The following is a 25,178-nucleotide window of genomic DNA, read 5'->3' as shown; positions in this document are numbered from 1 at the left end:
CTATTCTGCCCTACGCGGGCTCGCGCGCGCACATTCCGAGCGACAGGCACAAGCGCGCCGCGCCTGTTGACATCCGCACAACCCGCGTGGCACTACAGGGGCCCGGCAATCCCGCCGGATGGAACCGCCCCGTGAATCCCGACCCCGAGACGCATACCGACGCAACCTGGGCCGCGCGCGCGCCCGGCCGCGTCAACCTGATCGGCGAGCACATCGACTACAACGACGGCTGGGTGCTGCCGATGGCCCTGGATCGCGCCATCACCATGCGCGCCGAGCCGCGCGCGGACGGGGCCTGCGTCTTCACAAGCGCCAGTCAGCCGAACGAAACCGTGCGCATCGAACCCGGCCTCTCCACCCGCGAAAGCCTGCCGCACTGGGGCCGCTACCTCTTCGGCGCGATCGAAGTCTTCCGCCGTGAAACCGGCGCGGCCCTTCCAGGCTTCGAGGCCCGCATTGACTCCACCCTCCCCGCCGGCGCCGGGCTCAGCAGCAGCGCGGCCCTCGAAGTCGCCGCGATGACCCTCCTCGAGACGATCACCGGCTGCCGCCTGCCGCCCCTCGACAAGGCACTCCTGTGCCGCGAAGTGGAGCACCGCTACGCCGGCGTGCCCTGCGGCCTCATGGATCAGATGGCCTCCGTCCTCTGCCGCGCGGGATGCTTCCTCCTCATCGACTGCGTTAGCCACGAGACACGCCACATCCCCCTCGCCCACCCGGATGTCGTCGTGCTCGTGACCAACACCGGCGTGTCCCACGCCCTCGCCGATGGCGAATACGCCGCCCGGCGCGCACAATGCGCGGAAGCGCTGAAAGCACTGGGCGCAACCTCCTGGCGGGGTGTTACAACCGAAATCCTGGAAGCCGCGCGCGATCGCCTCGGCGCCATCCACTACCCACGCGCGCGCCACGTCATCTCGGAAATCGCCCGCACACGCGCCGCCGCAACCGCCCTCGAATCCGGCGACTGGCCCGCACTCGGCGAGGCCATGTACGCCAGCCACGATTCCCTCGCGAACGACTACGCCGTCAGCTGCCCCGAACTCGATTGCCTCGTGGATTCCGCCCGGCGCATCGGCATGGACGGCGGCGTCATCGGCGCGCGCATGACCGGCGGCGGCTTCGGCGGGTCCACCGTAACCCTCGTGCGGCGGGCGCAGCTGGACACCGTCCGCGCCCGGCTCGAAGCCGATTTCCAGCACGCCTTCGGCCGCGCGCCTTCCAGCTTCGCCAGCCCGCCCGCGCAGGGGTCCGGATAACCGTGAACGCTACGATCGCGCGGAAAGCACCTCGCGCTCGTAACGCTTCACCTCCGCCATCCACGACGCCCCAACCGGCGCGTCCTTCGACAAGCAGTAGTAGTCCCACACCGCGCCGAAGGGCAGCGTCTTGATCTCTTCGAGCATCGCCAGGCGCGCGCTGTAGTCCCCCGCGTCCTCCAGCCCGCGAAGCGCCGGCGTGGGCTCCAGCAGCGCCGCCAGCAGCGACTTGATCGTCGATCGCGTGCCGATCGTCCACGCCGCGATCCGGTTGATGCTCGCGTCGAAGAAATCCAGCCCGATGTGCACGCGCTTCTCGAAACCGTGCCGGATGATCTCTTCCGCAATCGCCCGCGTGTCGTCGTTGAACAGCACCACGTGATCGCTGTCCCACCGCACCCCGCGGCTCACGTGCAGCAGCACCTCGTCCAGGTACCCCAGCACCGACGTCAGCTTGTCCGCGATCGTCTCCGTCGGGTGAAAATGCCCCGCGTCCAGGCAGAGCAACGTCCCCCGGGTGATCGCGTAGCCCAGGTAAAACTCGTGCGACCCCACCACGTAGCTTTCGGACCCGATCCCGAAGAGCTTCGCCTCCACCGCGTCCAAATGGTGCGCGGAATTCAGCTTCTCGGCAAACACGCGGTCGAGCGCCGCGCGCAATCGCTCGCGGGGCGCGTTCCGATCCACGGGAATGTCCTTGAACCCGTCCGGGATCCACACATTCGTCACGCACGCGCTGCCGAGCGACGCCCCGATCGCCGCGCCGATCGTGCGGCAGGCGATGCAATGCTCGATCCAGAAATCGCGAATGCCCGGATCCGCGCTCGAAAGCGTGAAGCCCGTGTCCGCCATCGGGTGCGCGAAACAGGACGGGTTGAAGTCCATCCCCAGCCCGAGTTCCTTCGCCCAGGCGATCCAGCCCGCAAAATGCTCCGGCCCGATCGCGTTCCGCGCCACCGCCCGTCCGCCCGTCTCCGCATACATCGCGTGCAGGTTGAACCGGTGTTTCCCCGGCAGCAGCCGCAATACCTGCTCCACGTCCCGCCGGAGCTCCTCCGCCGTACGCGCCTTCCCGGGGTAATTGCCCGTCGCCTGAATCCCCCCGCCGCTCGCCGCCTCCACCCGCTCGAAGCCGCCCACGTCGTCGCCCTGCCAGCAGTGCAGCGAAATCGGTATCCCGGCCAGCCGTTCCAGCGCGGCGTCCGTGTCCACGCCCAGCGCCGCATAGCGCTCGCGGGCAATCGTATAGGCCTGATTAATCGAAGTTTCCCCGGGTGCGGTGTATTCCATGGCGGGCTCCAGCGTGCTTGGCCGCGCTCTCACCACCAGGCGCGGCAACCGCCCGCTATTGTAGTGCATCCGCCCGCGCCCGCGCGAAACCTTGCAATCCAAAGCCCGATCATCGCAGACTGTGGGCCAGCGCGCGCGGCCCCGGGCGTCATTCCGGGCGCCCGCTCCACACGACTCTCCAAGAAAAGGATGATGACTATGTCCCCCTACGCCATGAACCGGCGCGGCTTCCTCCAGCACACCGCCGCGGCCGGCGCCGGCATCGCCCTGGCCGCTTCCGCAAGCCGCGCCGCGGCAGAAGCCAGCTTCCCGCCCCTCCAGAAGGCTCTCCAATACAACAAACTTCCGGATCTCCCCACCGATCCGGAAAAATTCGCCCTGGCGAAGGACGCCGGTTTCGACGGCATCGAGGCCTACCCCATGGACGACCTCGACGCCGCCAAAATCCGCGGTGATCAGGCGCGGGAAGCGGGTGTGCCCGTACATTCCATCACCTACGGCGGCTGGGGCGCGCCCATGTCCAGCCCCGACCCCGAGGTCATCAAAAAGGGCCAGGCCGAAATCGCCCAGGCCCTCCGGACCGCGCACGCCATGGGATGCGACACGGTGCTGCTCGTCCCCGCCGTGGTGAACGAGGAAGTCGGCTACGCCCAGGCCTGGGAGAACTCCCAGAAAAACATCCGCCCCATGATCCCCCTCGCCGAGGAACTCGGCGTCGTCATCGCGGTCGAAAACGTCTGGAATAAGTTCCTCCTCAGCCCCCTCGAATTCGCCACCTATGTCGACCAGTTTGAATCCCCCTGGGTGCACGCCTACTTCGATATCGGTAATGTCGTTATCTTCGGCTATCCCGAGGACTGGATCCGCACCCTCGGAAAGCGCATCCGCCGCATCCACGTCAAGGACTTCACCCGCAAGTCCTATGAGTGGAGCAACCTCCCCTACGAGGGCGACGTGAATTGGCCCGTTGTCCGCCAGGCCCTGGCCGATATCGGCTATACCGGCTGGGTGACCGAGGAATTCGGGCGGGGCGACGATGCCTGGCTGCGCGAATTGTCCCGGCGCATGACGCTTTTCGCCGAGGGGGCGGCCACGGCCTGATGAATCAGCAGCCCACCATCCCTGACGGTGGTGAAAGCATTCCCCTGGAATTCCCGCGCCTGCGCGATCGCCTCGGCGCGCACCACTACCGCCAACGCATGAACGTCGAGCATTTCCACGCCGCGGAAGTTTTCGGGGGGGGCCGGACACGGTTCCACCCCGAAAACTTCCCCGTGCTGCGCATCACCCTTCAGCTTATCCTGCGCGCCAGCCTCACCTACTGGTGGGGCAACTGGAACGCGCGGCGCCATCGCCTCGTCGAACGCGAAATCCTCCTCCGCCGCCTCCCCCCGGCCTTCGAGGGCTTTCGCATCCTCCACCTCAGCGACCTCCACCTCGATATCGACCCCGGGATCACCGCCGCGCTCTGCAGTCTCCTCGAAACGCTCGAATACGATCTCTGTGTCATCACCGGCGACTACCGCGCGGAGACCTTCGGACCGATCGACCGCGCCATGGAAGAGACCGCCCGCGTGGTAAAAGTCCTGAAAGCGCCGGCCTACGGCATTCTCGGCAACCACGACAGCCTCCGCATGGCGTCCCCACTCGAGGCCATGGGCCTGCGCATGCTCCTCAACGAGCACGCAACCATTGATCGCGGCGGCGACCGGATTTACCTCGCCGGAATCGACGACCCCCACTACTACGAAACGGAAAACCTCGAAAGGGCCCTGGAAGGCATCCCCCAGGAAGCAACCACCATCCTCCTCTCCCACACCGCCGAAACCTACCGCAAAGCCCTCGCCTGCGGCATCGACTACGTCCTCTGCGGCCACACCCACGCCGGGCAGATCTGCCTGCCCGGCGGCTTCGCCCCGCTCCGCAACGCCCAGCATCCCCGCGCCATGGACAGCGGCCCCTGGACCTACCACCAGCTCCAGGGCTACACCTCCGCCGGCGCCGGTTGCAGCATGGTCCCCGTACGCTTCTTCTGTCCGCCCGAGGTCACGATCCACACCCTCCACCATGCCCGGAACGCCTGACCCGCCCGACGATCCCCCGGAACCTGCCGCATGTGCTGATTCGCACCCTTCCCAAGGCAAGAAGCCGGTTTTTGCGCAAAAGTTCGACTTAGACACACTCCAATATAATCGATTTAATTGAATTACTCACCGCTCCGTGCAGGTTTTATTTAATTGTTCCCGTTTTGTTAATCTTTCTTCATGATTTTCAGGGCATAATTCGCTTGTCAACGGCGGACAGAGCAGCCGAAAGACGACACAAGGACGGTGACCAATGGACTTCGACGACTTCGGAAGCTGGGACGCGGACTACCGCGAGGAAAGCCAAGAGGACGCGAACTCCGTCGACAGTCTGGACAATGAGGCGCTGGAGGCGTGGTTGTCGAATAACCACAGCCTCTGGAAGCTGGGGCTGGCTCTGGCCAAACAGGCCCGCCAGTTCCGGCGCGAATACGCCCACATACCCTTTAACCAGAACGGGTGGTTTAGCCCGAACTAATAGTTGAAAGAGCTTCCTCAACCCCCTGCATGCCGCCGGCGACCCGAAGCACGATCCCCCCTGGGTCCCGGCGGCGCCCTCCTTAACCTGGAGCGAGGGAGCCCGGCCCAACAGTTGAACAATCTTCCTCAACCCCCTGCATGCCGCCGGTGACCCGAAGCACGATCCCCCTGGGTCCCGGCGGCGCCCTCCTTAACCGGATGCAAGGGGTCCCAAAAACGACATTTGAACGATCTTCCTCAACCCCCTGCATGCCGCCGGCGACCTGAAGCACGATCCCCCCTTGGTCCCGGCGGCGCCCTTTTTTTATGGGGGTTTCTGCTGAAATTTCAAAGGGAGCCACGGGCGCCACGTTCAAGCTCCGCGGCTCCGCCGCGAAGGCTTGAGCGTGCGAGACTCCAGAACAGCGCCAAGAGTCAGGGGCACGATTTCATCCGTAATGGGTGACGCAACGCGTCTTGAAAGTCTGTGGGGAAGTCGGCATTCTTCCTGGCCCTGCGGAACAGGCTGGTATGATCGGCGCCTCCGGCGCTGAAGAAACGATATTCGTAACAGTTTAGCCGTCTGAAGTAGCGAGCATATATAGTCCCAGGCACTCCGGCAATTTGAGAGGATGCACGGCTAAAGGATCGCGGGCATTCTTGCCTGCGGCAACGTGAGCCCACCTCCAAAAAGTTCCCCTCACCCCAGCAAAACCACCTCGCAAGGAAAGTGGCACAGCTCCATGACGCGCCGGAGGCGGGCGTCCCGGCTGTGTTCAGCGCCGAAAGGCGCAAAGGATCGCGGACATTCATCTCCGCGGCGGGACGAGCGCAAGACATTTCGTGGTCGATGTGTACTTGAAGAGGCGCGGGTCCCCAATGCTTTCCGCTCCTTGGGACGCCGGGATTCCATTCCAAACCACTTACCTCACTTTATTTCCCGAGCTCCCGTTGCCGCGGACGTGCCGAAGGTCCGCCGAGGCGAAAATGTCCGCGATCCTGCTATTCACGCCCGTCTTGACCGAAAATCGCCTCCAAGGCGTTGGGTGCTTCGTTCCGCTAAAGTGCTACCGTCTCTCTTTCTCTTCGTGACCTTCGCGCACTTCGTGGTGATCATTACTTTGGTTGCGGCCAGAGGCTGCGCTGTGTAATCCGTGGTCACAGCTCCTGATCGCGGCCAGCCGCTGCTCCCGGCGCATTCGTGTGCATTGGTGTCCATTCGTGGTTAAAAACTCGCCCTCATTCAACCAACCGCACCAGTCCGTACGCGCACAACAACACCCTCTGCGCTCTCTGCGGTCAAAGCTCTTCTCTGCTTTTCTTCGTGACCTTCGTGGTTGAAGTTCTACTTTGCTTCAGACGGCAAAACTGTTATAAATATGTAGATTTCATCGAATCACCATCTACCTCTATTACAAAGACCATCCGCCTGCCCACTTCCACGCGGAGTATGGCGAGTATACGATTACGGTGGAAATCGAAACTGGGATTGTCTCGGGCAGGTTCCCACGTCGCGCGCTTAACCTGGTTTTGGAGTGGTATGCTGCAAGGCAGGACGAATTGCGCGACAACTGGGTCCTGGCGCAGCAACGCCGGCCTTTAAAGAAGATAGCGCCACTGGAGTGAATCTGATGATACCTTGGGTTATTGATGCATCCTACCTTGGGGACTTTCGCGTCCACCTGACGTTTAACGACGGCGCCTCCGGCGAGGTCGATCTGGCGGGAGAACTGGACGGAGAGATATTCGAGCCACTCAACAATCCAGCGTACTTCCGCAACTTCCACCTTGCGGGACATACCCTCGCGTGGGAGAACGGCGCAGACTTCGCGCCCGAATTTCTGCGGGCCTTGCTGGAGGCCACCGTCGAAGCGACCCGCTGAACTCCCGGGCTGTTTTCCCTCGGTAGCCGATGTGAATTGAAAATCTGTATTTATATTCAGTACAGTAGGCCGCAGGAAACCACATTACCGAGGCCCAACCAACCCATGTTCGCCTTCTTACGCGGCACGGTCGCAATAAAATCCCTGGATCACATCGCCCTGGATGTGGGCGGCGCCGGCTACGAGATTGCCGTGCCCGAAACGGTCTACCGCAAGCTCGCCGTCCACCAGGAAGTCACGCTCCTGACCTACTGCCATATCCGCGAGGACGCCTTCCAGATCTTCGGCTTTCTGAAGGAAGAGGAGAAAACCCTCTTCACCACGCTGCTCTCCATCAACAAGGTCGGCCCGAAGGTCGCGCTCAACGTCCTCTCGGGACTCTCCGTCCAGGCCTTCGGCCAGGCCGTGCTGGAGAACGATGTGAAGGCCTTCACGAAGATCCCCGGCGTCGGCCAGGCCATGGCGCAGCGCATCGTCCTCGAAATGAAGACCAAACTGAAGCAGAACCCCGACCTCAACGCGATTATCGGTGAGCCCGAAAAGGCGGAGGCCGCACCGGAGGGCGACGACGCCTACGAGGCCCTCATCTCGCTCGGGTGCACGCCCGCCGAGGCGAAAAAGGCCACCGCCGCCGCCCGCAAGCAGCTCGGCGAAGGCGCGACCGACGAGGACGTGGTCCGGGCCGCGCTCCGGTCGCTGGCGAAGGTGTAACCGGCCATGGCGCACGACGAAATCATCAACCCGGCCGCCCAGGGCGAGGACACCATCGCCGAGGATCAGATCCGCCCGCAGCGCCTGAGCGAGTTTCCCGGCCAGGAGCCCATCAAGGATAAGCTGGCCATCGCCATCGCCGCCGCCAAGGGGCGCAACGAGCCGCTCGACCACCTGCTTCTGAGCGGGCCGCCGGGCCTCGGAAAGACCACCCTGGCGCGGATCCTGGCCAACGAAATGGGCGTCGACATCAAGCAGAGCTCCGGCCCCGTCATCGAGCGCCAGGCGGACCTCTCCGCCATCCTCACCAGCCTCGAAGCCTTCGACGTCCTCTTCATCGACGAGATCCACCGCCTTAACCATGCCGTCGAGGAGACGCTGTACTCCGCCATGGAAGATTTCGAGGTGGACATCATGCTGGGCAAGGGCCCCACGGCGCGCTCGATGAAGATCGGCCTCAAACCCTTTACCCTCATCGGCGCGACCACCCGCGCGGGCCTCCTGACCCCGCCCCTGCGCGCCCGCTTCGGCGACACCTGCCGCTTCGAGTTCTATTCGCCCGAGGAGCTGAAGCACATCGTGCTCCGCGCCGCGCGCATTCTCGAAGTCCCCATCGAGGAGGACGGCGCCCTCGAAATCGCCACGCGCTCCCGCGGCACCGCCCGCGTCGCCAACCGCCTCCTCCGCCGCGTACGCGACTACGCCCAGGTCAAGGGCGACGGCGTCGTCACGCGCCCCATGGCCGACGCCGCGCTCGAACTGCTGCGGATCGACAGCCTCGGCCTCGATGACATGGACCGGAGCATCCTGCGCACCGCCATCGAAAAGTTCGGCGGCGGTCCCGTCGGACTGGCCTCGCTCGCCGTCGCCGTGGGGGAGGAGCGCCAGACCCTCGAGGAGGTCCACGAGCCCTTCCTGATCCAGCTCGGCTTCCTCAAGCGCACCCCCCAGGGCCGCGTCGCCACCCCCCTGGCCTGGAAGCACCTGGGACGCACCCCGCCGCCCCGCCACGAATCGCCCGAGTTGTTTTAGCCGACGCCCCTGCCGCATAATGGCGCCCTGTTTGTAGCTTCAGGGTGTTCGTCGGGGACACGCTGCTTGGTCAGTTTCGATCGCGGGCGCCCGCCCGCAAGGCTGGACAATGATACCCGCCACCGGCGAAGTACAATCGCATCCAACCCTCCCCGGGTCACCCCCTTCCGCCCCAGTACAGGAAAGGAGCACGCAAATGGGAGAAGATATCAACAGCACCTTGCAGAAGGCGCTGGAGATCAATCTCGACCCCCACAAATACGGCACCATCGCCGAAATCGGCGCGGGCCAGGAAATCGCACGCTTCTTCTTCCAGGCCGGCGGCGCCGCCGGCACCCTCGCCAAGACCATGTCCGCCTACGACATGCAGTTCAGCGACGCCATCTACGGCGAGGAGGAGCGCGGCCGCTACGTCAGCCGCAGCCGCCTCGAAAAAATGCTCGACAAGGAGTTCAACCTCCTGACCGAGCGCCTGAAAGACACCCGCCCGAAGAACAGCTGCTTCTTCGCCATCGCCGACACCGTCAAGGCCGCCGGCTACAAGACCCGCGGCCCGTGCCACGGCTGGATGGGCGTGCGCGCGCAACTCTATCCGGGCGCCCCCCCGAGCGATCTGATCCTGCACGTGCGCATGCTCGACTCCGCCAACCGCCAGCAGCAGTATGCGCTGGGCGTCCTCGGGGTAAACCTGCTCTACGGCATGTTCTACCACTACCGGACGCCCACCCGGCTGATTGAATCGCTCGTCGACAATCTCGAGCCCGGCCGCATCGAAATCAATTCCGTCGATTTCCGCGGGCCCTATTTTGACGATGTCGACAACCGCCTCATGGCGCTCCACCTCGTCAAGTCCGGCATGACCAACGCCGTCATGTTCTCGCCGCACGGCGAGGTCTCCACCCCCACGGACACCCTCTACAAAATGAACTGCCTCGTCTTGCGCGGCAGCTTCCGCCCCGTCACCAACGTCAATATGGACATGGCGCGCTGCGGCAGGCAACAGTTCATCAACGAGGATGGCACCGACGAAAACTGCACCATCGTGCTCGCCGAGCTGACCATGGCCAGCCTCATGAACGAAGGCGAGATCGATACCCAGGATTTCCTCGCCCGCGTCGACATGCTCGGCGCCCTCGGCTTCACCGTCCTCATTTCCAACTACCTGCGCTTCTTCCGCCTCCGCAGCTACCTCAACGAATTCACCAAGCGCAAGATCGGCATCGTCCTGGGCGTGCCCAACATCCAGGACATCTTCAACGAGAAGTACTACACCGATCTCGAAGGCGGCATCCTCGAGGCCTTCGGCAAGCTCTTCTCCGGCAACATCCGCCTCTACGTCTATCCCGTCCTGGGCGAAGACGGCGAGATGGTCACCCTGGAAAACCTCCGCGTGGCCAACAAGGTGCGCCTCCTGCTGCGCCACCTCATGGAAAACGGCCACATCGTTCCGCTGGACGGCGCCGACGAGTGCGTTCTCCGCATACAGTCGCGCGATATACTCAAGCAGATCCGCCAGGGGCGCCGCGACTGGAAGGAGAGCGTTCCCGAGGTGGTCTACGATACGATCATCAAGCGGCGCCTGTTTAACTTCGACTCCGAATAACGCGGCGCCCTCCTAAAACGGCAATTCGTCCGACGGCGTGAAGTGATACGCCTCCGGGTCCGCCGGCTCCCAGCGGTACACCCGCAGATCGCACGTCTCGTCCGCCCCGAAGGCCACCCCCTCCTCCGCCAGCAATTCATACTGCAACGTCGGCCGCGCCGCCTCTCCCCGCGCGCTGATCCCGCCCCGGTGATTGATCACCCGCTGCCACGGCACATCGGTTCCTTCCGGAAGCGCGCGCAAGGCGTACCCCACCGCCCGCGCCGCCCGCGGAGCGCCCAGGATCGTCGCTATCTGGCCATACGTCATCACCCGCCCCGGCGGAATGTCGCGGACCAGCGTATACACCGCGTCATAGAAGTTTCGCATGAGCACAGCATAGCGGACCGCCTCCCGCGCACGCCACGCCCCGCAATACGCAGCGCTTTCAAGCAACCGCTGGCTCCGGGCGACGGCGGCGCGGCGCCCGCGTGACGCGGGGGAGTGAGGCGGGGGCCACAAATTTGTACGGCCGGAAATCTCGGGTGCATATTTCGTACAATTTTGGACCCTGTTCGGACGTGTTTTCTGCTCCCGCCAAGGCCCCACCCACAATGCAATGCGTATAAATCACTATATATTAAAGGTTTATGGGTTTCTTTATTCTGATTGGCATGGAATTTGCCTATAGGAAATTGTTGACAGAAACCAACCCGCGGGTGAGCGCGGAACCGATGAGGAGGGTAGAAAAAGATGAATCCGACAGCGACGCAGGCCGTACGTACACAGTCCCCGATCATGGCGTGGTATCTGGCGAGGTTTCGCGGGATGAAGGTTTTCACGCGGATCAGCCAGCCGACGCTCTGCGTCTTTGGATTCGTGATCTACCAGCAAAGCTGGGTATTGGTCCACGCGGATCAGCCCGCGGCGGTGCTCCAGCTCTTCTGAGGTTCGCGCGCGGTGGAACAGCCGCCCGCAGACAGTCCAATTCCGGCGCCTCCAAGTCCGCTTCCCAAGGCGGACCATTCCAGGCACCCCCCCTCTGGTGCGTGGCGCGGCTCACACCACCGCGCCGCGCACCCTCTCCATTCTTGGGGGCATCACTGGACTTCGAGGTCGCGCCAGACGACGGCGGAGCGGCCCGCGAGATCGGTTGTGGCGGCGCGAATCCGGTAGCGGCCGGGCTTCTCGATGTTGAGGGTCGCCTCCACGTCGTGCGTGTTCGGGCCGGTTTGCGTGACATCTCCCGCTTCGATGACCGGAACGCGGTGGAAGTGATCCTCTTCTTCGGGGCCGTAGACCTCCCACAGAACGCGCTCGTTGTGGTGGACGCCGGATAGATCCGGAATTGGGGAATAGTAGACCGGCGCATCGCCCTCGACGACGCGCGCGGTGACGGTGATGGCAGCGGGGGCCTGGGCGGTCTCGGGGGCGTCAATCTCCAGACCTGGCCCCGCGCCGCCGGCGCGCTCGGGGGTCCGGGGTCCGGGAAGCACTTCGACAACGCCGTTCACCGTGACTTCCACGGCGCCCTCCTCCCGAATACGCACGACCTCGCGATAGCCCCGCGGCCTCACGGCGGGCAGGTCCCACAGGAGGTCGAAGGCGATGCCCATGCGCAGGCACCGCTCGATCTCGGTGAACAGGTTGCCCATCACAGTGCGGTACGTGACGCCCGCGCGGTTTTTCCGCTCCAGGTTCAATTCGCTGACGCCCCAGAGCATCCCCTTGCCCATGAAGACGTGCCCGAGATTGTAGCCGGCGGGAAAGAGGATGGCGACTTCGGCGGCGTGCTTGAGGCGGTCCAGATCGCGGTTGGGGTAGATCGTCGCCTGGCGCGTGAGATGGCGCGTGTGGTCGAGCACTTCGCCGAAGGGCACGCAGGCGAGGCGGGCGCTGTCCCAGTAGAAGAACCGCGTGGCGCCGAGTTCGTAGGCGCGCGAAATAAAAGCGCCGGCGTCGGCATGGTCCACGCTGCCGTAGATGCTGATTCCCCACTCTTTGTCGCTGGCCCGCGCGGCGCCCCGTACGAAACCGATGATGACGTCGATGAAATGGTCGCGGCCGGTGATCGGAATTTCACAGCCGTAGCTCATATTCCAGGCGGGCGTGGTGCGGCGGACACCGATGTGTCCCGGCGGCTCGAACACGATGGCGCCGGGCGAGACGGGGTCGTAGAGCAGCTGGTAGGCCGCGGAGCTGACCATGGTTTCCCAGGTGTAGAGGCTGGCCTGGAGGAACTGCATGTCGCCCGTGTCGATATCCGGGCGATCGGCGAGGCGCTTCATGTACTGTATGGGCGCGCCCTCGGTCATGACTTTGGTGAAGTGCTCCTCGAAGGCCTCCATGGCGGCCTGCGGGTTAATGTCGCGCCGGAACGCGGGATCCTCGCGCAGGCGGGGGCGGATGGCGTAGTCGCGGGTTACGACGGCGGGCTCGTCAAGGAAGAGGCCCGGGCCGAGGTAGAGGGGGTTGTAGAGGAGGCCGGGATAGGGGAGATCCAGCCCGCCGTAGTAAAAGAGCCCGCGCTCCTCATACCAGGGAACGAGGTCGGGTTCGGCCCGGTAACAGTTCAGGCCCGTATCCGCCATGGTGTCGAAATCGTCCTGAACGAGCGGGATGTACTCGTATTCGGAGTCGTCGTAGCGGCGGGTTTCATCGGCCTGGCGGGTGTTGTGGGGCACGCCGGTCAGCACATCGGGCCGGAGCAGGTGGAGTTTGGGATCGGCGGGCGGCGCGGCGGGCGATCCGGCGCTGGAGGCGCTCCGGGCGTAGCGGTGGCCGAGAAGGGCCACGGCGTCTTCCCCAGCCGGGCGCGGAAGCAGATACGCCCAGGCCCCGTTGGACGGGAGCACCGCGCGTTTCGACACCGCGTGGCGATACTCCACCGGGGATTGATCCCCTTGCTGTACGATGTAACGGAGAACTTGCGCCCGCGCCTCGCCCAGGTTTTCGGAGGGCCATTCCGCGCTGAGCAACCAGAACCGCAGGCTGCCGCCGTTGTACGACGTCGTTTCTATCCGCAGCCACTGGCCGGGCGCGCCATCCCAGGCATCCACCGTGCCGGCTGTCAGGACCACCCGCGCGACGGTGGAATCGGCCTCCGGGTGCGGGGCGGCGATTTCGTATTCGGTAATAGTCCCCGGATCGCCGAAGGGGGTGGCCGCGGTGGCGGCGCCCGCCGCCAACAGCAGCAGCGGCAGGCACAGGGCGGCGAACAGGACATGGAGACGCACGTACTTCTGTTTCATGACATGATTCCCGACATGTTGGAGTGTTGAGGTGGCCATCCAGCGCCACCGTAAATCTGAATCGAAAGATGCCCCCAATCTATACCAGAATATCTCGGACAACGCGGCCGTGCACATCCGTGAGGCGGTAGTCCCGCCCCTGGTGCCGGAAGGTGAGGCGCTCGTGCTCGATCCCGAGCAGGTGCAGCAGCGTTGCATGGAGGTCGTGGACGTGCACGCCGTTGCGCGCGATGTTGTAGCCGTAGTCGTCGGTTTCACCATAGGCCAGGCCGCCCCGAACGCCGCCGCCCGCGAGGAAGAGCGAGAAGCATCGGCCGTGGTGATCGCGGCCGTAGTTGTCGCGCGTGAGACCGCCCTGGCAGTAGGCGGTGCGCCCGAACTCGCCGCCCCATACGATCAGGGTGTCCTCCAGCAGACCGCGCTGCTTCAGGTCCCTGATGAGGCCCGCGGTGGGCTGGTCGGTATCGGCGCACTGGGCCGCCAGGTCGCTGGGCAGGTTGCCGTGCTGATCCCAGCCGCGGTGGTAGAGCTGGATGAAGCGGACGCCGCGCTCGGCCATGCGCCGCGCGAGCAGGCAGTTGGCCGCGTAGGTCCCGCGCTGTTCGACGCCCGGCCCGTACAGATCCAGCACGGACTTGGGTTCACCGGCAATGTCTGTGAGTTCCGGGACGGACATCTGCATGCGGTACGCCATTTCGTACTGGGCGACGCGCGCGTTGATCTCGGGATCCGCAAAGGCCTGGTATTGCGACTGGTTCAGCGTGGCGACGGTATCGAGCATGCGCCGCCGCGCGGCTTCGTCGACGCCGGGCGGATTGTTCAGATAGAGGACCGGGTCGCCGGCGGGGCGCATCGAGACGCCCTGGTGTTCGGAGGGCAGGAAGCTGGCGCCCCAGAGATTCTGGCGGAGGGGTTGTGCGGGGCGCTTCGAACTGCCAAAGGACACGAGCACGACGAAGCCGGGCAGGTTCGCGTTTTCGCTGCCGAGGCCGTAGCTCAGCCAGGCCCCGAAGGAGGGGCGTCCGGGCTGCTGGCTGCCGGTTTGCATCATGGTCATGCCGGGATCGTGGTTGATGGCCTCGGTGTGCATTGAGCGGATTACGCAGAGATCATCGGCCACGCCGCCGAGGTGGGGAATCGCCTCGCTGAGCCACAGGCCGCTCTTGCCGCGCTGGTGAAAGGCGAACTTCGACGCGGCGACGGGCAGCGCGCTTTGTCCCGAGGTCATGGTGGTGAGGCGCTGGCCCATGCGGATGGAAGCCGGGAGTTCCTGGCCGTGGAAGCGTTCGAGCGCGGGCTTGTAGTCGAAGAGCTCCATCTGGGACGGGCCGCCGGACTGGAAGAGAAAGATAACCCGTTTCGCGCGCGGCGCGAGGTGGTGCGGCGGCGCGGTTGCGTGGGCGGTCGCGCCGGCCATCAGGGAGGCGAGGGCGGCGGCGCCGATGCCGGCGCTGGCCCGGCCAAAGAACTGCCGGCGGGTCAGCAGCCGTCCGTGCTCCTCGATCGGGTCCATCGCGTTCTCCTTTTCGCCTCAGTCCGAGGCGCGCTCCAGCAAGGCAATGACGGCGGCCCGGTCCGGGAGGCTGGGCTGGGCGCCGGCGCGGGTGGCGGCGAGGCCGCCGGCGGCGTTCGCAAAACGCAGGGTTGAATTCAGGTCGCGGGGATCCCAGGCGACGCCGAGGGCGGCCGTGAACGCATCGCCCGCGGCGGTGGTATCCACGACATCCACAGTAAACGCGGGAACGGCGCACTCCCCTCCCGGCCCAAAGGCCTGCGAACCGCGATCGCCGAGTTTCATGACGACATGGCGCGCGCCATAGCCGATCATCGCGCGGGCGGCCTCCCGGATGGCGTCGGGCGTATCGATGGTGCGCCCGGTGAGGCGCTCGGCCTCGCTGGTATTCGGGCTGATTACGTCGGCCTTCCCGAGAATCTCCGGGGTAATGGGTTGATCCGATCCGATATCCAGTATGGAGAGCGTGTTGGTCCGCCGCGCGAGTTCCAGCGCGGCTTCGACGACAGCAACGGGCACTTCGAGCTGCATGAGCACGGCGTCCGCCGCTTCGAAGGCGGCGCGGCTCGCTTCGACATCCGCCGGGGTGAGGGCGAAGTTCGCGCCGGGGACAACCACAATCGAGTTCTCGCCGGCGTCGCTCACTTCAATGATCGCGGTGCCGGTGGGCGCATCGCCGGTGGTCCTCAGCAGGGACAGATCGACGCCGGCGGCATTCAGGCTCGCCTTCTGCTGATCGCCGAAGGCGTCGGCGCCGACACAGCCCAGAAACGTGACGCCCGCCCCGAGGCGGGCCGCCGCGACGGCCTGGTTGGCCCCTTTGCCCCCGCAGATGGTGGCGAAGGATTGTCCGATGAGGGTCTCGCCCGGCCGAGGTATGCGCGAAACGCGCGCGACCAGATCGATATTGGCGCTTCCCAGCACCAGGATGTTCCTCCGGGCCATTCCTCAACCTCTCCTTTGCTTGCATAATGAATCGATCACGGGCCTCAGGTCGCGCGCAGCGTGGCCGTTTCGGAAGACGGGACGCGCACGGTTTGGAGTCCGCCACGGTGCTCCAGGAAGCAACAGCCCGGGCAGGGCGCAAAGAGCTTCTGCTGGCAGGTCTGCCGGAACGAGCGCATAGCGGCGTTGTTCCACAATTCCTTGAGCGTGCTTTCGCGAACATTGCCGACGCACTGCATCCAGCAGGGATAGGCGTCGCCGGTCCGTCCGATGATCAGGGTATTCCAGGCGTTCCGGCACTCGTAGGCTTTCAGGTCGATTCCGGAACCATCGTAGTAACTCAGCAAGTCCTCGCGCGGCATCCGCGGAAGCCGCACCTCAATACCGGCGGCCCGGGCTTCGTCCAGGGTCCGGTTGAGCGCCGCGGCGAGCAGCGAACGGTCAATGTGGGGCCACTGGACGTCTTCGTGGCGGTAGATCGACGGGTCGACTTCGCCAAAACCGGGCAGGTCGTGCATGCGCGTTTCGGTGACCAGGTTGAGCACATCGGCGCCCGCCTCGGCGACCAGGCGCGGCATGAAATGGAGCACGTCCACATTGTCCTGCTGGATGACGGTGGTCACATGAATGTGCGGGCAGGATTTCCGGCTGGCTTCTCTGCAGCGCCGCAATTCGCGGATCCCGGCCATGCTGCGATCCCAGGCGCCGCGCATTTTCCGGATTTCGTCGTGCCGGTCGCCGGGGCCCTCGATGGACGTGCCGGCAAAATTGAATCCGGCGGCCCCGGTCCGGCGCGGCGCAAGCGCGACGATGGCCTCGGCGCGTTCCTCGGGAAGCATGGTGGTGTTGGAAATGAAGTGGGTGCGCGAACGGCGGCTGGCGAAGGCCAGCAGTTCCATGAAATCGCTGCGGACAAAGACCTCGCCGCCCGTAAAGGTGACGAGGCTGAAGCGCTGAATCTGGCCGAGGACCTCCAGCCACTCCTCTGTGCTCAACTCGCCCCGCTTCTGCTCCTTAACGGGCACGTTTTCGAGCCAGTCGATGTACTGGCACATCTTGCAGCGGAGATTGCAGCGGCGGGTGACTTCGATGAAGTAGTGCCAGGCCGGAAAGGCGTAGCCGGAGCGCATATACCGGTAGGGAGCCTCGCTGTACATGCGCTGCGCGGCGTCATAGAGCCGCGCGAGACGAAACCGGCTGCTTTCGCTGCTGTCGCGCATGGCTTTCCTTTCAGGGACGGCATTCCGCGGGTGTACGCCCGCCATTTTAACACCGACCGGCGGGCTGTTACGAACAGAAAAAATCGCCTGTCAATTAATTACCTCCCGGCGGCGTGGTGTGGTATGCTTGATACGGGTTTGGGTGCGTTACACGAGGGGAAGCGGGCGGTCATGGACCGCCGCTACGTGAATGCAGGGAGCCAGCTATGGAACACGCGAACAATGGTCAGGGTGGGGGAGCCCTCTCCGCGGAATTGGAATCGCAGTTACTGCTTGCGATAGGGCAGTCCGATGTCGCCGTGGGTTTGACAGACATCGATGGGACGTTTACGTGGGTGAATTCCGCCCTCGTCCACTTGACGGGCCGCGCGGCGGACGATCTCCTTGGCCGCTCGATCGAAGTGCTGCGCGCGCAGGCGCACGACCGCGCGCTCTGCGACGAGATCCGCGCGGCGCTCAAGACGGACGGTCGCTGGTCCGGGCGCATTGCCATAGGGCATCGCGATGGCGTGGACCGCTGGGCGCGCGGGGTGACCACGGCGGTGCGCGACGATACCGGTGGCCTGGTGGGGTACTGCCTTTGCATCCGCGACACGACGGAAGAGGCGCGGCTTGAGGCGCAGCTCGGGCATCTCCAGAAGATGGAGGCCATCGGCGAGCTCGCCGCGGGCATCGCGCACGAGATTAACACGCCCATCCAGTATGTGGGCGACAATATCCAGTTCCTCAAGGATGGGGTTTCGGGCCTGCTTCGCCTGGTGGATGCGCTGGAAGCGGCGTGCGCGCGGGCCGGGCTTACGGATCCGGACCGGGACGCGCTTCAGCGGCTTCGCGAGGAAATCGACCTGGACTTCCTGCGCGATGAGCTACCCCTGGCCATCGATCAATCGATCGAAGGGCGCGACCGGGTAGCCGCGATCGTTCGGGCCATGAAGGAATTTGCCCACCCGGGCGACGAGGACTGGTCCTCGATTGACGTCAATCGCGCCATCGAGAACACGCTGGCGGTTTCGCGCGGAGAATGGAAGCACGCGGCCACGGTCGAATTGGAATTGGCCTCCGACCTGCCGCCCGTACCGTGCTATCCCGGATCATTCAATCAGGTGCTCTTGAATCTGGTCGTGAACGCTTCGCACGCGATCCAGGAAGCGGCGGCGGGCGGCGGCAAGCGGGAACCCGGGGTGATCCGGATCTTCACTCGCGAGGCGGGCGATCGCGTTGAAATCGGCATTGGCGACAACGGCTGCGGGATCCCGCCGGAGAACCTGCAACGCATCTTTGAGCCGTTTTTCACGACGAAGGATATCGGCAAGGGAACCGGCCAGGGCCTCGCGCTCGTGCACGCGGTCGTGGTGGATCGCCTGGGCGGATCGATTGGCGTGGATTCCGCTCCGGGAAAAGGTACACTATTCACCCTGAGCCTTCCGCTTCAGGGCAAGCAGGCCGCGGGCGCGGGCTGAGCGAGGACCACGTTTGTCTGGCAACGAGACGAGCACAACGGAAGCAACAGCGCGAAAGAAGCATGTTCTGTTCGTGGACGACGAGCCCAATTTCCTGGCGGGGCTCCGGCGGCTGTTGCGCGGCCAGCGAGAGCCCTGGGAACTCTTCTTCGCGGGGGGCGCGGACGAGGCCATCGAACTGACGCGCCGGCAGCGTATCGACACGATCGTGACGGACGTGAGCATGCCCCGCAAGACGGGCTTCGACCTGCTTCAGGAGCTTCAGGCGGACGAATCGACACGGGACATCCCGGTGATTATCCTGACGGGGAACGCCGAGAGCCACCTGAAACGGCGCGGCCTTGACCTCGGCGCCACGGACCTCCTGAATAAGCCGGTGAATCTCGACGATCTCACGGCGCGCGTCCGCAGCGCTTTACGGATCAAGGAGTACGGGGACCGGCTTCGGAACCAGAACGCCATCCTCGAGCAGAAGGTCCGCGAGCGCACCGCCGCGCACGTGCTGCGCGTGGCGGATTGCAGTTGTGCCCTGGCGCGGGCGCTGGCGCTTTCCCCGGCCTACCGCGAAGCCCTTTCTATCACGAGCCCGCTGCACGATATCGGCAAGATTGGCGTACCGGACGGGATACTCTTCAAGCCGGGCCGCTTGACGCCGGACGAGCGATCGATCATGCAGCGGCACTGCGAGATCGGGGCCGCCATCCTGCTGGAAGAGCCGCATGCGCACTTTGGGGCCAACGGCGGCGCGGGCGATGCCCCCGACGGGGACACAGAGCAACAGGACAACGGGCTCCGCCAACTGGCCGCGGAAATTGCCATGACCCATCACGAACGCTGGGACGGCGAGGGCTATCCCCGCGGCCTTGCACGCGATGAAATCCCGATTTCCGGCCAGATCGTGGCCATCGCGGATGTCTACGACGCGCTCCGCTCGGTACGCGCCTACAAGCCCGCCTTCAGCGTGGCGCAGACCCTGGATATTATGCGGCAAGCGCGCGGAACGCACTTCGCACCGGATGTCTTCGACGCGTTCGAGCGCATTGTGGAGGAATTCGAAGCGATACGGCAGGCGCACGCGGAAACGGAAACTATGGTGGGACCCGATGAAACGAGTTCTATTCGTTGACGACGAAATAAACGTCCTGAACGGGCTCAAGCGCATGCTGCGCACGGTCGCCCGCGATTGGAGCATGAGCTTCTCGCAGTCCGCGGACGAAGCGCTGGAGGCCATGCGGAAATTCCCGGATTTTGACGTGGTTGTGACCGACCTGAATATGGCCGGGATGAACGGGGCGGACTTCCTGCTGACCGTGCGCGACGAGTTCCCGAGCACGGTCCGTTTCGTGCTCACGGGCACGACCGACAGCCAGCTCATCCTCAAGGTTTCGAACGTGGCGCACCAGATCCTGGGCAAACCGTGCGAGCCGCAGCGCCTGTACAACGCGGTGTCGCGCGCGTTTGCGCTGCGCAACCAGTTGAACGCGGGCCCGATGAAGGAGACGCTGCACCAGATGGGGCGCTTGCCGGCGTTGCCCGTGATCTACCAGCGGGTCCTCCAGGAAATGGTGCGGGAGGACGCGTCGGTGAGCGAGATCGGCAAGCTCATCGAACAGGACGCGGCCATCAGCGCGAAGGTGTTGCAGATTGTGAATTCGGCCTATATGGGGCTGCGGAATCCGATTTCGAATCTGCTCCAGGCCTGTTCCATGCTCGGGCTGGCGAACCTCAAGAACGTCGTCCTGATGGCGGAAGTCTTTGATATGCCGGTGGGCAAAAAACTGCCCCCCGGCTTCAGCCTGGAGAGCCTCTGGTCCCACTGCCTCGCCGTGGGGGAGGCCGCGCGGAACATCGCGCGGGAGGAGACGAGCGATCGCCAGATCATCGATCGCGCCTTCACCGCCGGCCTGCTCCACGAAGTGGGCCAGTTAATTCTGGCCACCCAGCTCACGGACGCGTTCGGCCGCGCAATCCAGTTGGCCGACGAGCGGCCCATGGCGCTCGCCGACGCGGAGCGGGAAGTCCTGGGGGTTACGCACGCCCAGATTGGGAGCTATCTCCTCGAACTCTGGGGCCTGCCGGATCCCGTGATCGAGGCCATCGCCTTCCACCTGGGTCCGTCGGGCGCGCCGCCGGAAGACTACAGCCTGCTGGAGCCGGGCCGCGCCCTGGACGAGGCGGCCCCGTTCACCGCGCTCACAGCCGTCCACATGGCCAACTGTTTCTGCGAGGACTCCGACGCTTCCATTGCGGTGAAAGTCGCGCCGGACTCCGCGTATCTGGAGCGCCTGGGTTTCGCCGATCGCATTGACACGTGGCAGGATTGCTGCAAGCCGTCCGCGGTTTAGCCCGCCGCTCTAACCGCGCGATTCGCTTCAGAACAAGGAATCAAAGTCGGCTTTCGGGAAGCTTTCCAGCGCGGTGCCGGGCGTGGCGTTCAGGATCCGGCGCCCGTTGGAGGCGGCCCAGGCCTGGGCGCAGTCAAAGTCCCGTTCGGCTTCTTCCGGCTCGGGCGGCAGGAACCGGTTCTTTCCCCCCGCAGTGTAGCGCTCCGTAAAGTGCGTGGGCGCGGATGCGTTTTCGGTGGACCACAGCGCGGGGTCCGGCGCGGGGCCGCCGCCCTTGCGCCAGGCGCGCCAGGCCGCGTTGGCCACGCCATACACCCGACCGCCGCGCAACTGCCGGGCCGCCGCGCGACGTGCCGATCGCAGGGCGCGGACATAGCCGCGCCGGTCGAGCTCGTAGCGGTGGTCCATGCCGACCAGGATGATCGGATCGCAACCCATGCACGCGGCGATCTGGATCAGCATGTAGGAAACGGTAAACCCGACGAAGGTCTGCGCCGGATCCGCGGAAAACGCGCGCGGCACGCCGGTCGGCCAGACGCTGTTGACCGGGCAGCCGTTCGCTATGCGCAGCACCGGCAGGTATTCCGCCGGAAAGAACTTGATGGTGTCGTGGGGAACGCCGGCCTCGTATTCCAGGTGGTACTGCTCGATCTGGTACTTGTCGTAGACGCCCCAGTAGGTGCAGGGGAATCCCCACTGCTCGTAACCGAGAAAGCAGCGGTTGGATCCCAGCGTGATCTCGTTTTTCAGCCGGGCCATGTCGATCGCGTTAAGGCTGGGGCCATTTCCGAGGACAAAACAGCGCTGGCCCTCATGGCGATCGCGGAAAGCGTCCAGCAGAAAGGGCACAGACAACACGTGCTCTTCCCCATGCCCCACAAAGGCTATCTCGCGAAAGCCCCAGGACCACAACTGGCGAATCCATGGATAGTGCGTGGCGACTTCCGGCATGAGCGCGGGCCGGTAGCGCATGGGAACCTGATCCAGCGACGCCGGGACCATCACCCGCGGGACGCAATCCGGCGCACGTATCGCGGCGACCGCGTCGGGCAGCGGATCGCCGGGCGTCACCGCGACGGGCCTAACGTTGGGGCGCGATACGCCCGCGGCGGCGCGCTCTACGATGTGGGCGAGGGCGGGCGCCGCCAGGACCGTGACCGGAGCATCGGGCCGCAACCGGCGCAGCAGGCAGGCCAGCAGGTATTCGGATTCAATGTCTGGCAGCCAGACGAGTTCGGGCTTCATGGGCGCTCCGCATCCGGCCCGCTGCTCCGGGTATGGTGTGGGATCATGGAACCCTCCTCGGGCGCACACAGTTCCGCCCTGTCCCGATGGTAGCAGGTTCGGGGCGGCGTTCCTCAAGACGCGGGCGCGCCCGAAAATGGAACAGGCGCATCCACGCGGGACACGCCTGAGAATCGCTGTTTTGTCTGGGTACCCGTCAGCCGAGGTACTTGAGGATCTTGTCCGCCACCTGGCTTACGACGGCGGGATCCTTGTAGGAGCCCTGCTCCAGCCGGGCCCGGGCCGCTTCCACCCGCTCGCTGCGGATGTCGGATTGCACAACGCTCGCCTGGACGAGCCGGGAAACTTCCGCTGCGGCCTGCGCCTCGGAACTGATGCGAATTTTATCCTCGCCAGGGGAAGCCGGCGTCGCGCCACCGCTTGTCGGGGTGGCCGTGGTGGCCGTGTCGCGATCACCGCGTACTTTGGCCGGTCCACCAGACTTCGGCTCTGGGGGGCCTCCAAGTCCTTGTATACCAACCATGTTACTTACTCCTCAGGCGCCCACCCGGGGCACTTACCTGATCATCACATTCTGCTTATCGGCAATCATACGCCAGACTTTAGCGCGATTGCGAAAAAAGTTGGTCTGATCGGCGTCACGGGCCGCAACCGTTCCACTATGATGCGGATTCGCCCGCCCAGGACGCCAGAAATATCCATCGGACCGATTCTTTATCGGGATTTCCGACCTGATTCTTGAATCGGTAGGGATCCTGGACGATGTCGGCGGCGTACTGGATCGCGGCGTCACGCGATACGCCGTGGTCCCGGGCCGCGGGCGCGAATTCGAGGGCTTCGTAGAGGCGGTAAAGCGCTGTCGCGATTGCCTTTGCAGCGGATTCTGGCTTGGATGCGCAGGGGTTTCCGAGGGCTTCGGCGAGTGCGGCCACCTTCCCGGGCAGGTGCTCGGCGTTCCATTGAAACACCGGGGGCAGCAGGAGCGCGTTGGCGGCCCCGTGCGCGATACCGTGTTCGAGCGTGTAGTAGTAGCCCATGCCGTGGACCAACGTGGTGCCGGTCTGGGCGATGACGACGCCCGAGAGCATGGCGGCGTAGAGGAGTTCGCCGCGTGCGCCGAGGTTGTCCGGCTCGGCGCAGGCCAAGGGCAGCGCGGCGGCGACGCGCCGGCAGACATCGAGCGCGAGGAGATCGGTGATGGGCGTGGCGCGCCGGGACACGAAACCTTCCATCCCCTGGCTGAGGGCGTCGAGGCCGGTCGCGAGCGTCACATCGCGCGGCATCGACAAGGTCAGGGCGGGATCGAGCAGGGCCGCCGCGGGGAAGAGGCCGGGGTGTTTGAGTGTCTTTTTGCGCCGCGCGTGCGAATCGACCAGCACGGCGTAGGGCGTCACTTCGCTGCCCGTGCCGGCGGTGGTTGGTATGGCGATGAGCGGCAGGGGGTTGATCGGGTCCGCTGGCGGATCGAAGTAGTCTGTGCAACGCCCGCCGTTGGGGGCCAGAAGCGCGACGGCCTTGGCCGCATCGAGCACGCTACCGCCGCCGAGCGCGACGAGAACATCCGCCCGAGCCTCGCGGCATGCGCTGGCCAGTTCGTCGCAGGCTTCCGTCTCGGGGTTCTCCGCGACGCCATCCAGGATAATCGCGCCCGGGGCCCGCGCCAGGACGGCATCGAGGGCGCCGCTCCGGCGGGCGGACGCGCGGCCGCACACGATGGCGGGGCGCTGGTACGGCGCCAGGAGTTTCGGGAGACGGTCGAGGGCATCCGCGCCGAAAACCACCTCCGCCGGCATGTGGTACGAGAACGAATCCATGGGATTATCCGGCGGCGGGCTCACGATTCGCTGCAGCTGGCGCCGTAGCGGAAACAGGAGAAGCAGCGGTGATGCCGCAGCATGACCCGGCGCGGCATGGCCTCCTCCAGGGTCCCGCCGAGGTCGTAGTCCGGGTCGTCGTCCACCAGGGTGCAGGCGTAGACGCGCATTTTGCCATTCACTTTCACGATCATCTTGCTGAAATTACACATGAAGTTCGCGCGGGAGGCTTCGGTGTGGTAGCGGGTCATGCAGTCGGTGGTGATGTGGGGCACGCCGGACGGGTGGCTGCTGGGCAGGTAGAAATCCGGGAAGGCGACCTGATTGATGTCCTCCGGGAGGCCGGCGGCGCGGAAATGCGCGCGGAAGGCGGCTTCAACGGCGGGCGTGTCCTCGCCCTGGTCCATTTGCCGGGCGATGGAGACGGTGAATCCGGCCTGGTGCAGGCGCGCGAGGGTATCGAGCGCGAGCGCGAAGTTTCCCGCGCCGCGCCCGGCGTCGTGCCGATCGCGATCGGGGTAATCGAGGCTGATCCGAAAGCGCAGCGGATGCCGGGCGCCGCGCAGGGCGAGAATATCGTCCCAGCGCTTCTGGACGGGCCGCGTGCCATTGGTCAGTACCATGCCGGGGCGTCGCTCCAGCGCGTAGTGGAGAATTTCGAAGATTTCCCGGTTGATGAAGGGCTCGCCGCCGGTGAAGGAGAACTGCTCGACGCCCAGTTCGGTTGCTTCATCAATCAACGGGCGCACCTCCGCCAGGGTCACCTGCTGGAGCCGGTGGTTGCCGGGCGCCGAGCCTTCAAGGCAGAAGGGGCACGCGAGGTTGCAGGCCGTTCCCGTGTGAAACCAGAGCTCGCGCAGGAGCGCGGGCTGGATGTAGCCCCGGGGCGTACCGTCCGGCGTGTACAGCCAATCGGAATCGTTTGGATGGAGCGTCGGTGAGGCCGTGGTGTCGGGCATGAATCCGGTATTCCTGGTTGGGGCCCGCGGCCAGTGCGCCGGGCCCGTGCTGCCCGCGCAGTATAACGCATGACGGCGGCGCATGAAAGGGCCGGACGGTGGCGTCCCAGGGCAATCGCATTTAAA

Annotated in this window: 21 protein-coding genes and 2 pseudogenes; 13 read left to right on the top strand and 10 right to left on the bottom strand. The window is 65.1% G+C overall.

What is annotated here, in order from left to right; translation table 11 throughout:
- Positions 1–131: 131 nt before the first annotated feature.
- Complete coding sequence (gene galK, locus KF886_24345) at positions 132–1,259, top strand: galactokinase (GenBank protein MBX3180491.1); 1,128 nt, start codon at positions 132–134, stop codon at positions 1,257–1,259.
- 9 nt (positions 1,260–1,268) lie between these two features.
- Here the strand turns inward: galK and KF886_24340 are convergent, their stop codons facing one another.
- On the bottom strand, positions 1,269–2,549 hold the full coding sequence (locus tag KF886_24340; protein MBX3180490.1) for an L-rhamnose isomerase: 1,281 nt from the start codon (positions 2,547–2,549) through the stop codon (positions 1,269–1,271).
- A gap of 198 nt (positions 2,550–2,747) precedes the next feature.
- Between KF886_24340 and KF886_24335 the strand changes: the two genes are divergently transcribed.
- The 8 genes and pseudogenes from KF886_24335 to KF886_24300 all read left to right on the top strand — a co-directional run bounded on the left by KF886_24335 (position 2,748) and on the right by KF886_24300 (position 10,321).
- The gene (locus tag KF886_24335; protein MBX3180489.1) at positions 2,748–3,650 is read left to right on the top strand and encodes a sugar phosphate isomerase/epimerase; all 903 of its coding nucleotides are present in this window, start codon (positions 2,748–2,750) and stop codon (positions 3,648–3,650) included.
- On the top strand, positions 3,650–4,633 hold the full coding sequence (locus KF886_24330) for a metallophosphoesterase (protein ID MBX3180488.1): 984 nt from the start codon (positions 3,650–3,652) through the stop codon (positions 4,631–4,633). The genes KF886_24335 and KF886_24330 overlap by 1 nt, the downstream gene beginning before the upstream one ends.
- Before the next feature lie 253 nt (positions 4,634–4,886).
- A complete protein-coding gene (locus KF886_24325) occupies positions 4,887–5,111 on the top strand; it encodes a hypothetical protein (protein ID MBX3180487.1) in 225 nt (74 codons plus the stop codon).
- A gap of 1,349 nt (positions 5,112–6,460) precedes the next feature.
- Positions 6,461–6,718: pseudogene (locus KF886_24320) on the top strand (DUF4160 domain-containing protein).
- Between the two features lie 5 nt (positions 6,719–6,723).
- Complete coding sequence (locus tag KF886_24315) at positions 6,724–6,975, top strand: DUF2442 domain-containing protein (protein MBX3180486.1); 252 nt, start codon at positions 6,724–6,726, stop codon at positions 6,973–6,975.
- 105 nt (positions 6,976–7,080) lie between these two features.
- Positions 7,081–7,686, top strand: a complete 606-nt coding sequence (gene ruvA, locus KF886_24310) for a Holliday junction branch migration protein RuvA (protein ID MBX3180485.1) — start codon at positions 7,081–7,083, stop codon at positions 7,684–7,686.
- Between the two features lie 6 nt (positions 7,687–7,692).
- A complete protein-coding gene (gene ruvB, locus KF886_24305; protein ID MBX3180484.1) occupies positions 7,693–8,718 on the top strand; it encodes a Holliday junction branch migration DNA helicase RuvB in 1,026 nt (341 codons plus the stop codon).
- Positions 8,719–8,914: 196 nt separating this feature from the next.
- On the top strand, positions 8,915–10,321 hold the full coding sequence (locus KF886_24300) for a TonB-dependent receptor (protein ID MBX3180483.1): 1,407 nt from the start codon (positions 8,915–8,917) through the stop codon (positions 10,319–10,321).
- On the opposite strand, the pseudogene KF886_24295 reads toward KF886_24300, so the two are convergent.
- Positions 10,273–10,690, bottom strand: a pseudogene (locus KF886_24295) (MGMT family protein). The gene KF886_24300 and the pseudogene KF886_24295 overlap by 49 nt on opposite strands.
- Before the next feature lie 363 nt (positions 10,691–11,053).
- Here KF886_24295 and KF886_24290 point away from each other — a divergent pair.
- Positions 11,054–11,248 carry a hypothetical protein gene (locus KF886_24290; protein ID MBX3180482.1) on the top strand — a complete coding sequence of 65 codons (195 nt, stop codon included), beginning with the start codon at positions 11,054–11,056 and terminating at the stop codon, positions 11,246–11,248.
- Between the two features lie 152 nt (positions 11,249–11,400).
- Here KF886_24290 and KF886_24285 read toward each other — a convergent pair whose 3' ends face one another.
- The 4 genes from KF886_24285 to KF886_24270 all read right to left on the bottom strand — a co-directional run bounded on the left by KF886_24285 (position 11,401) and on the right by KF886_24270 (position 17,229).
- Positions 11,401–13,551 (bottom strand): hypothetical protein, encoded by a 2,151-nt coding sequence (locus tag KF886_24285; protein ID MBX3180481.1) that lies wholly within the window; start codon positions 13,549–13,551, stop codon positions 11,401–11,403.
- A gap of 79 nt (positions 13,552–13,630) precedes the next feature.
- Entirely contained in the window at positions 13,631–15,064 is a 1,434-nt protein-coding gene (locus KF886_24280; protein ID MBX3180480.1) for a DUF1501 domain-containing protein, read from the bottom strand.
- An 18-nt stretch (positions 15,065–15,082) separates the two neighbouring features.
- Positions 15,083–16,009 carry a ribokinase gene (locus KF886_24275; GenBank protein ID MBX3180479.1) on the bottom strand — a complete coding sequence of 309 codons (927 nt, stop codon included), beginning with the start codon at positions 16,007–16,009 and terminating at the stop codon, positions 15,083–15,085.
- A 44-nt stretch (positions 16,010–16,053) separates the two neighbouring features.
- The gene (locus KF886_24270) at positions 16,054–17,229 is read right to left on the bottom strand and encodes a radical SAM protein (protein MBX3180478.1); all 1,176 of its coding nucleotides are present in this window, start codon (positions 17,227–17,229) and stop codon (positions 16,054–16,056) included.
- A 206-nt stretch (positions 17,230–17,435) separates the two neighbouring features.
- Here KF886_24270 and KF886_24265 point away from each other — a divergent pair, with 206 nt between their 5' ends.
- From KF886_24265 to KF886_24255, 3 genes are read left to right on the top strand one after another with little or no spacing between them, the layout of a single operon-like run.
- Positions 17,436–18,689, top strand: a complete 1,254-nt coding sequence (locus tag KF886_24265; protein MBX3180477.1) for a PAS domain S-box protein — start codon at positions 17,436–17,438, stop codon at positions 18,687–18,689.
- A gap of 13 nt (positions 18,690–18,702) precedes the next feature.
- Positions 18,703–19,815 carry a response regulator gene (locus tag KF886_24260; GenBank protein ID MBX3180476.1) on the top strand — a complete coding sequence of 371 codons (1,113 nt, stop codon included), beginning with the start codon at positions 18,703–18,705 and terminating at the stop codon, positions 19,813–19,815.
- Positions 19,793–21,034 carry an HDOD domain-containing protein gene (locus KF886_24255; protein ID MBX3180475.1) on the top strand — a complete coding sequence of 414 codons (1,242 nt, stop codon included), beginning with the start codon at positions 19,793–19,795 and terminating at the stop codon, positions 21,032–21,034. Before KF886_24260 ends, KF886_24255 begins: the two co-directional genes overlap by 23 nt.
- Positions 21,035–21,061: 27 nt before the next feature.
- Here KF886_24255 and KF886_24250 read toward each other — a convergent pair whose 3' ends face one another.
- The 4 genes from KF886_24250 to KF886_24235 all read right to left on the bottom strand — a co-directional run bounded on the left by KF886_24250 (position 21,062) and on the right by KF886_24235 (position 25,052).
- The gene (locus tag KF886_24250) at positions 21,062–22,279 is read right to left on the bottom strand and encodes a hypothetical protein (GenBank protein MBX3180474.1); all 1,218 of its coding nucleotides are present in this window, start codon (positions 22,277–22,279) and stop codon (positions 21,062–21,064) included.
- Between the two features lie 196 nt (positions 22,280–22,475).
- The gene (locus tag KF886_24245; protein ID MBX3180473.1) at positions 22,476–22,802 is read right to left on the bottom strand and encodes a flagellar biosynthesis anti-sigma factor FlgM; all 327 of its coding nucleotides are present in this window, start codon (positions 22,800–22,802) and stop codon (positions 22,476–22,478) included.
- 136 nt (positions 22,803–22,938) lie between these two features.
- Entirely contained in the window at positions 22,939–24,093 is a 1,155-nt protein-coding gene (locus KF886_24240) for an iron-containing alcohol dehydrogenase (protein ID MBX3180472.1), read from the bottom strand.
- A 20-nt stretch (positions 24,094–24,113) separates the two neighbouring features.
- A complete protein-coding gene (locus KF886_24235; protein ID MBX3180471.1) occupies positions 24,114–25,052 on the bottom strand; it encodes a radical SAM protein in 939 nt (312 codons plus the stop codon).
- Positions 25,053–25,178 lie beyond the last annotated feature (126 nt).

The sequence above is a fragment of the Candidatus Hydrogenedentota bacterium genome (genome assembly GCA_019637335.1).
In the GTDB taxonomy this organism is placed as follows: domain Bacteria; phylum Hydrogenedentota; class Hydrogenedentia; order Hydrogenedentales; family JAEUWI01; genus JAEUWI01.
This window is presented reverse-complemented; position numbering and strand designations above follow the sequence as displayed.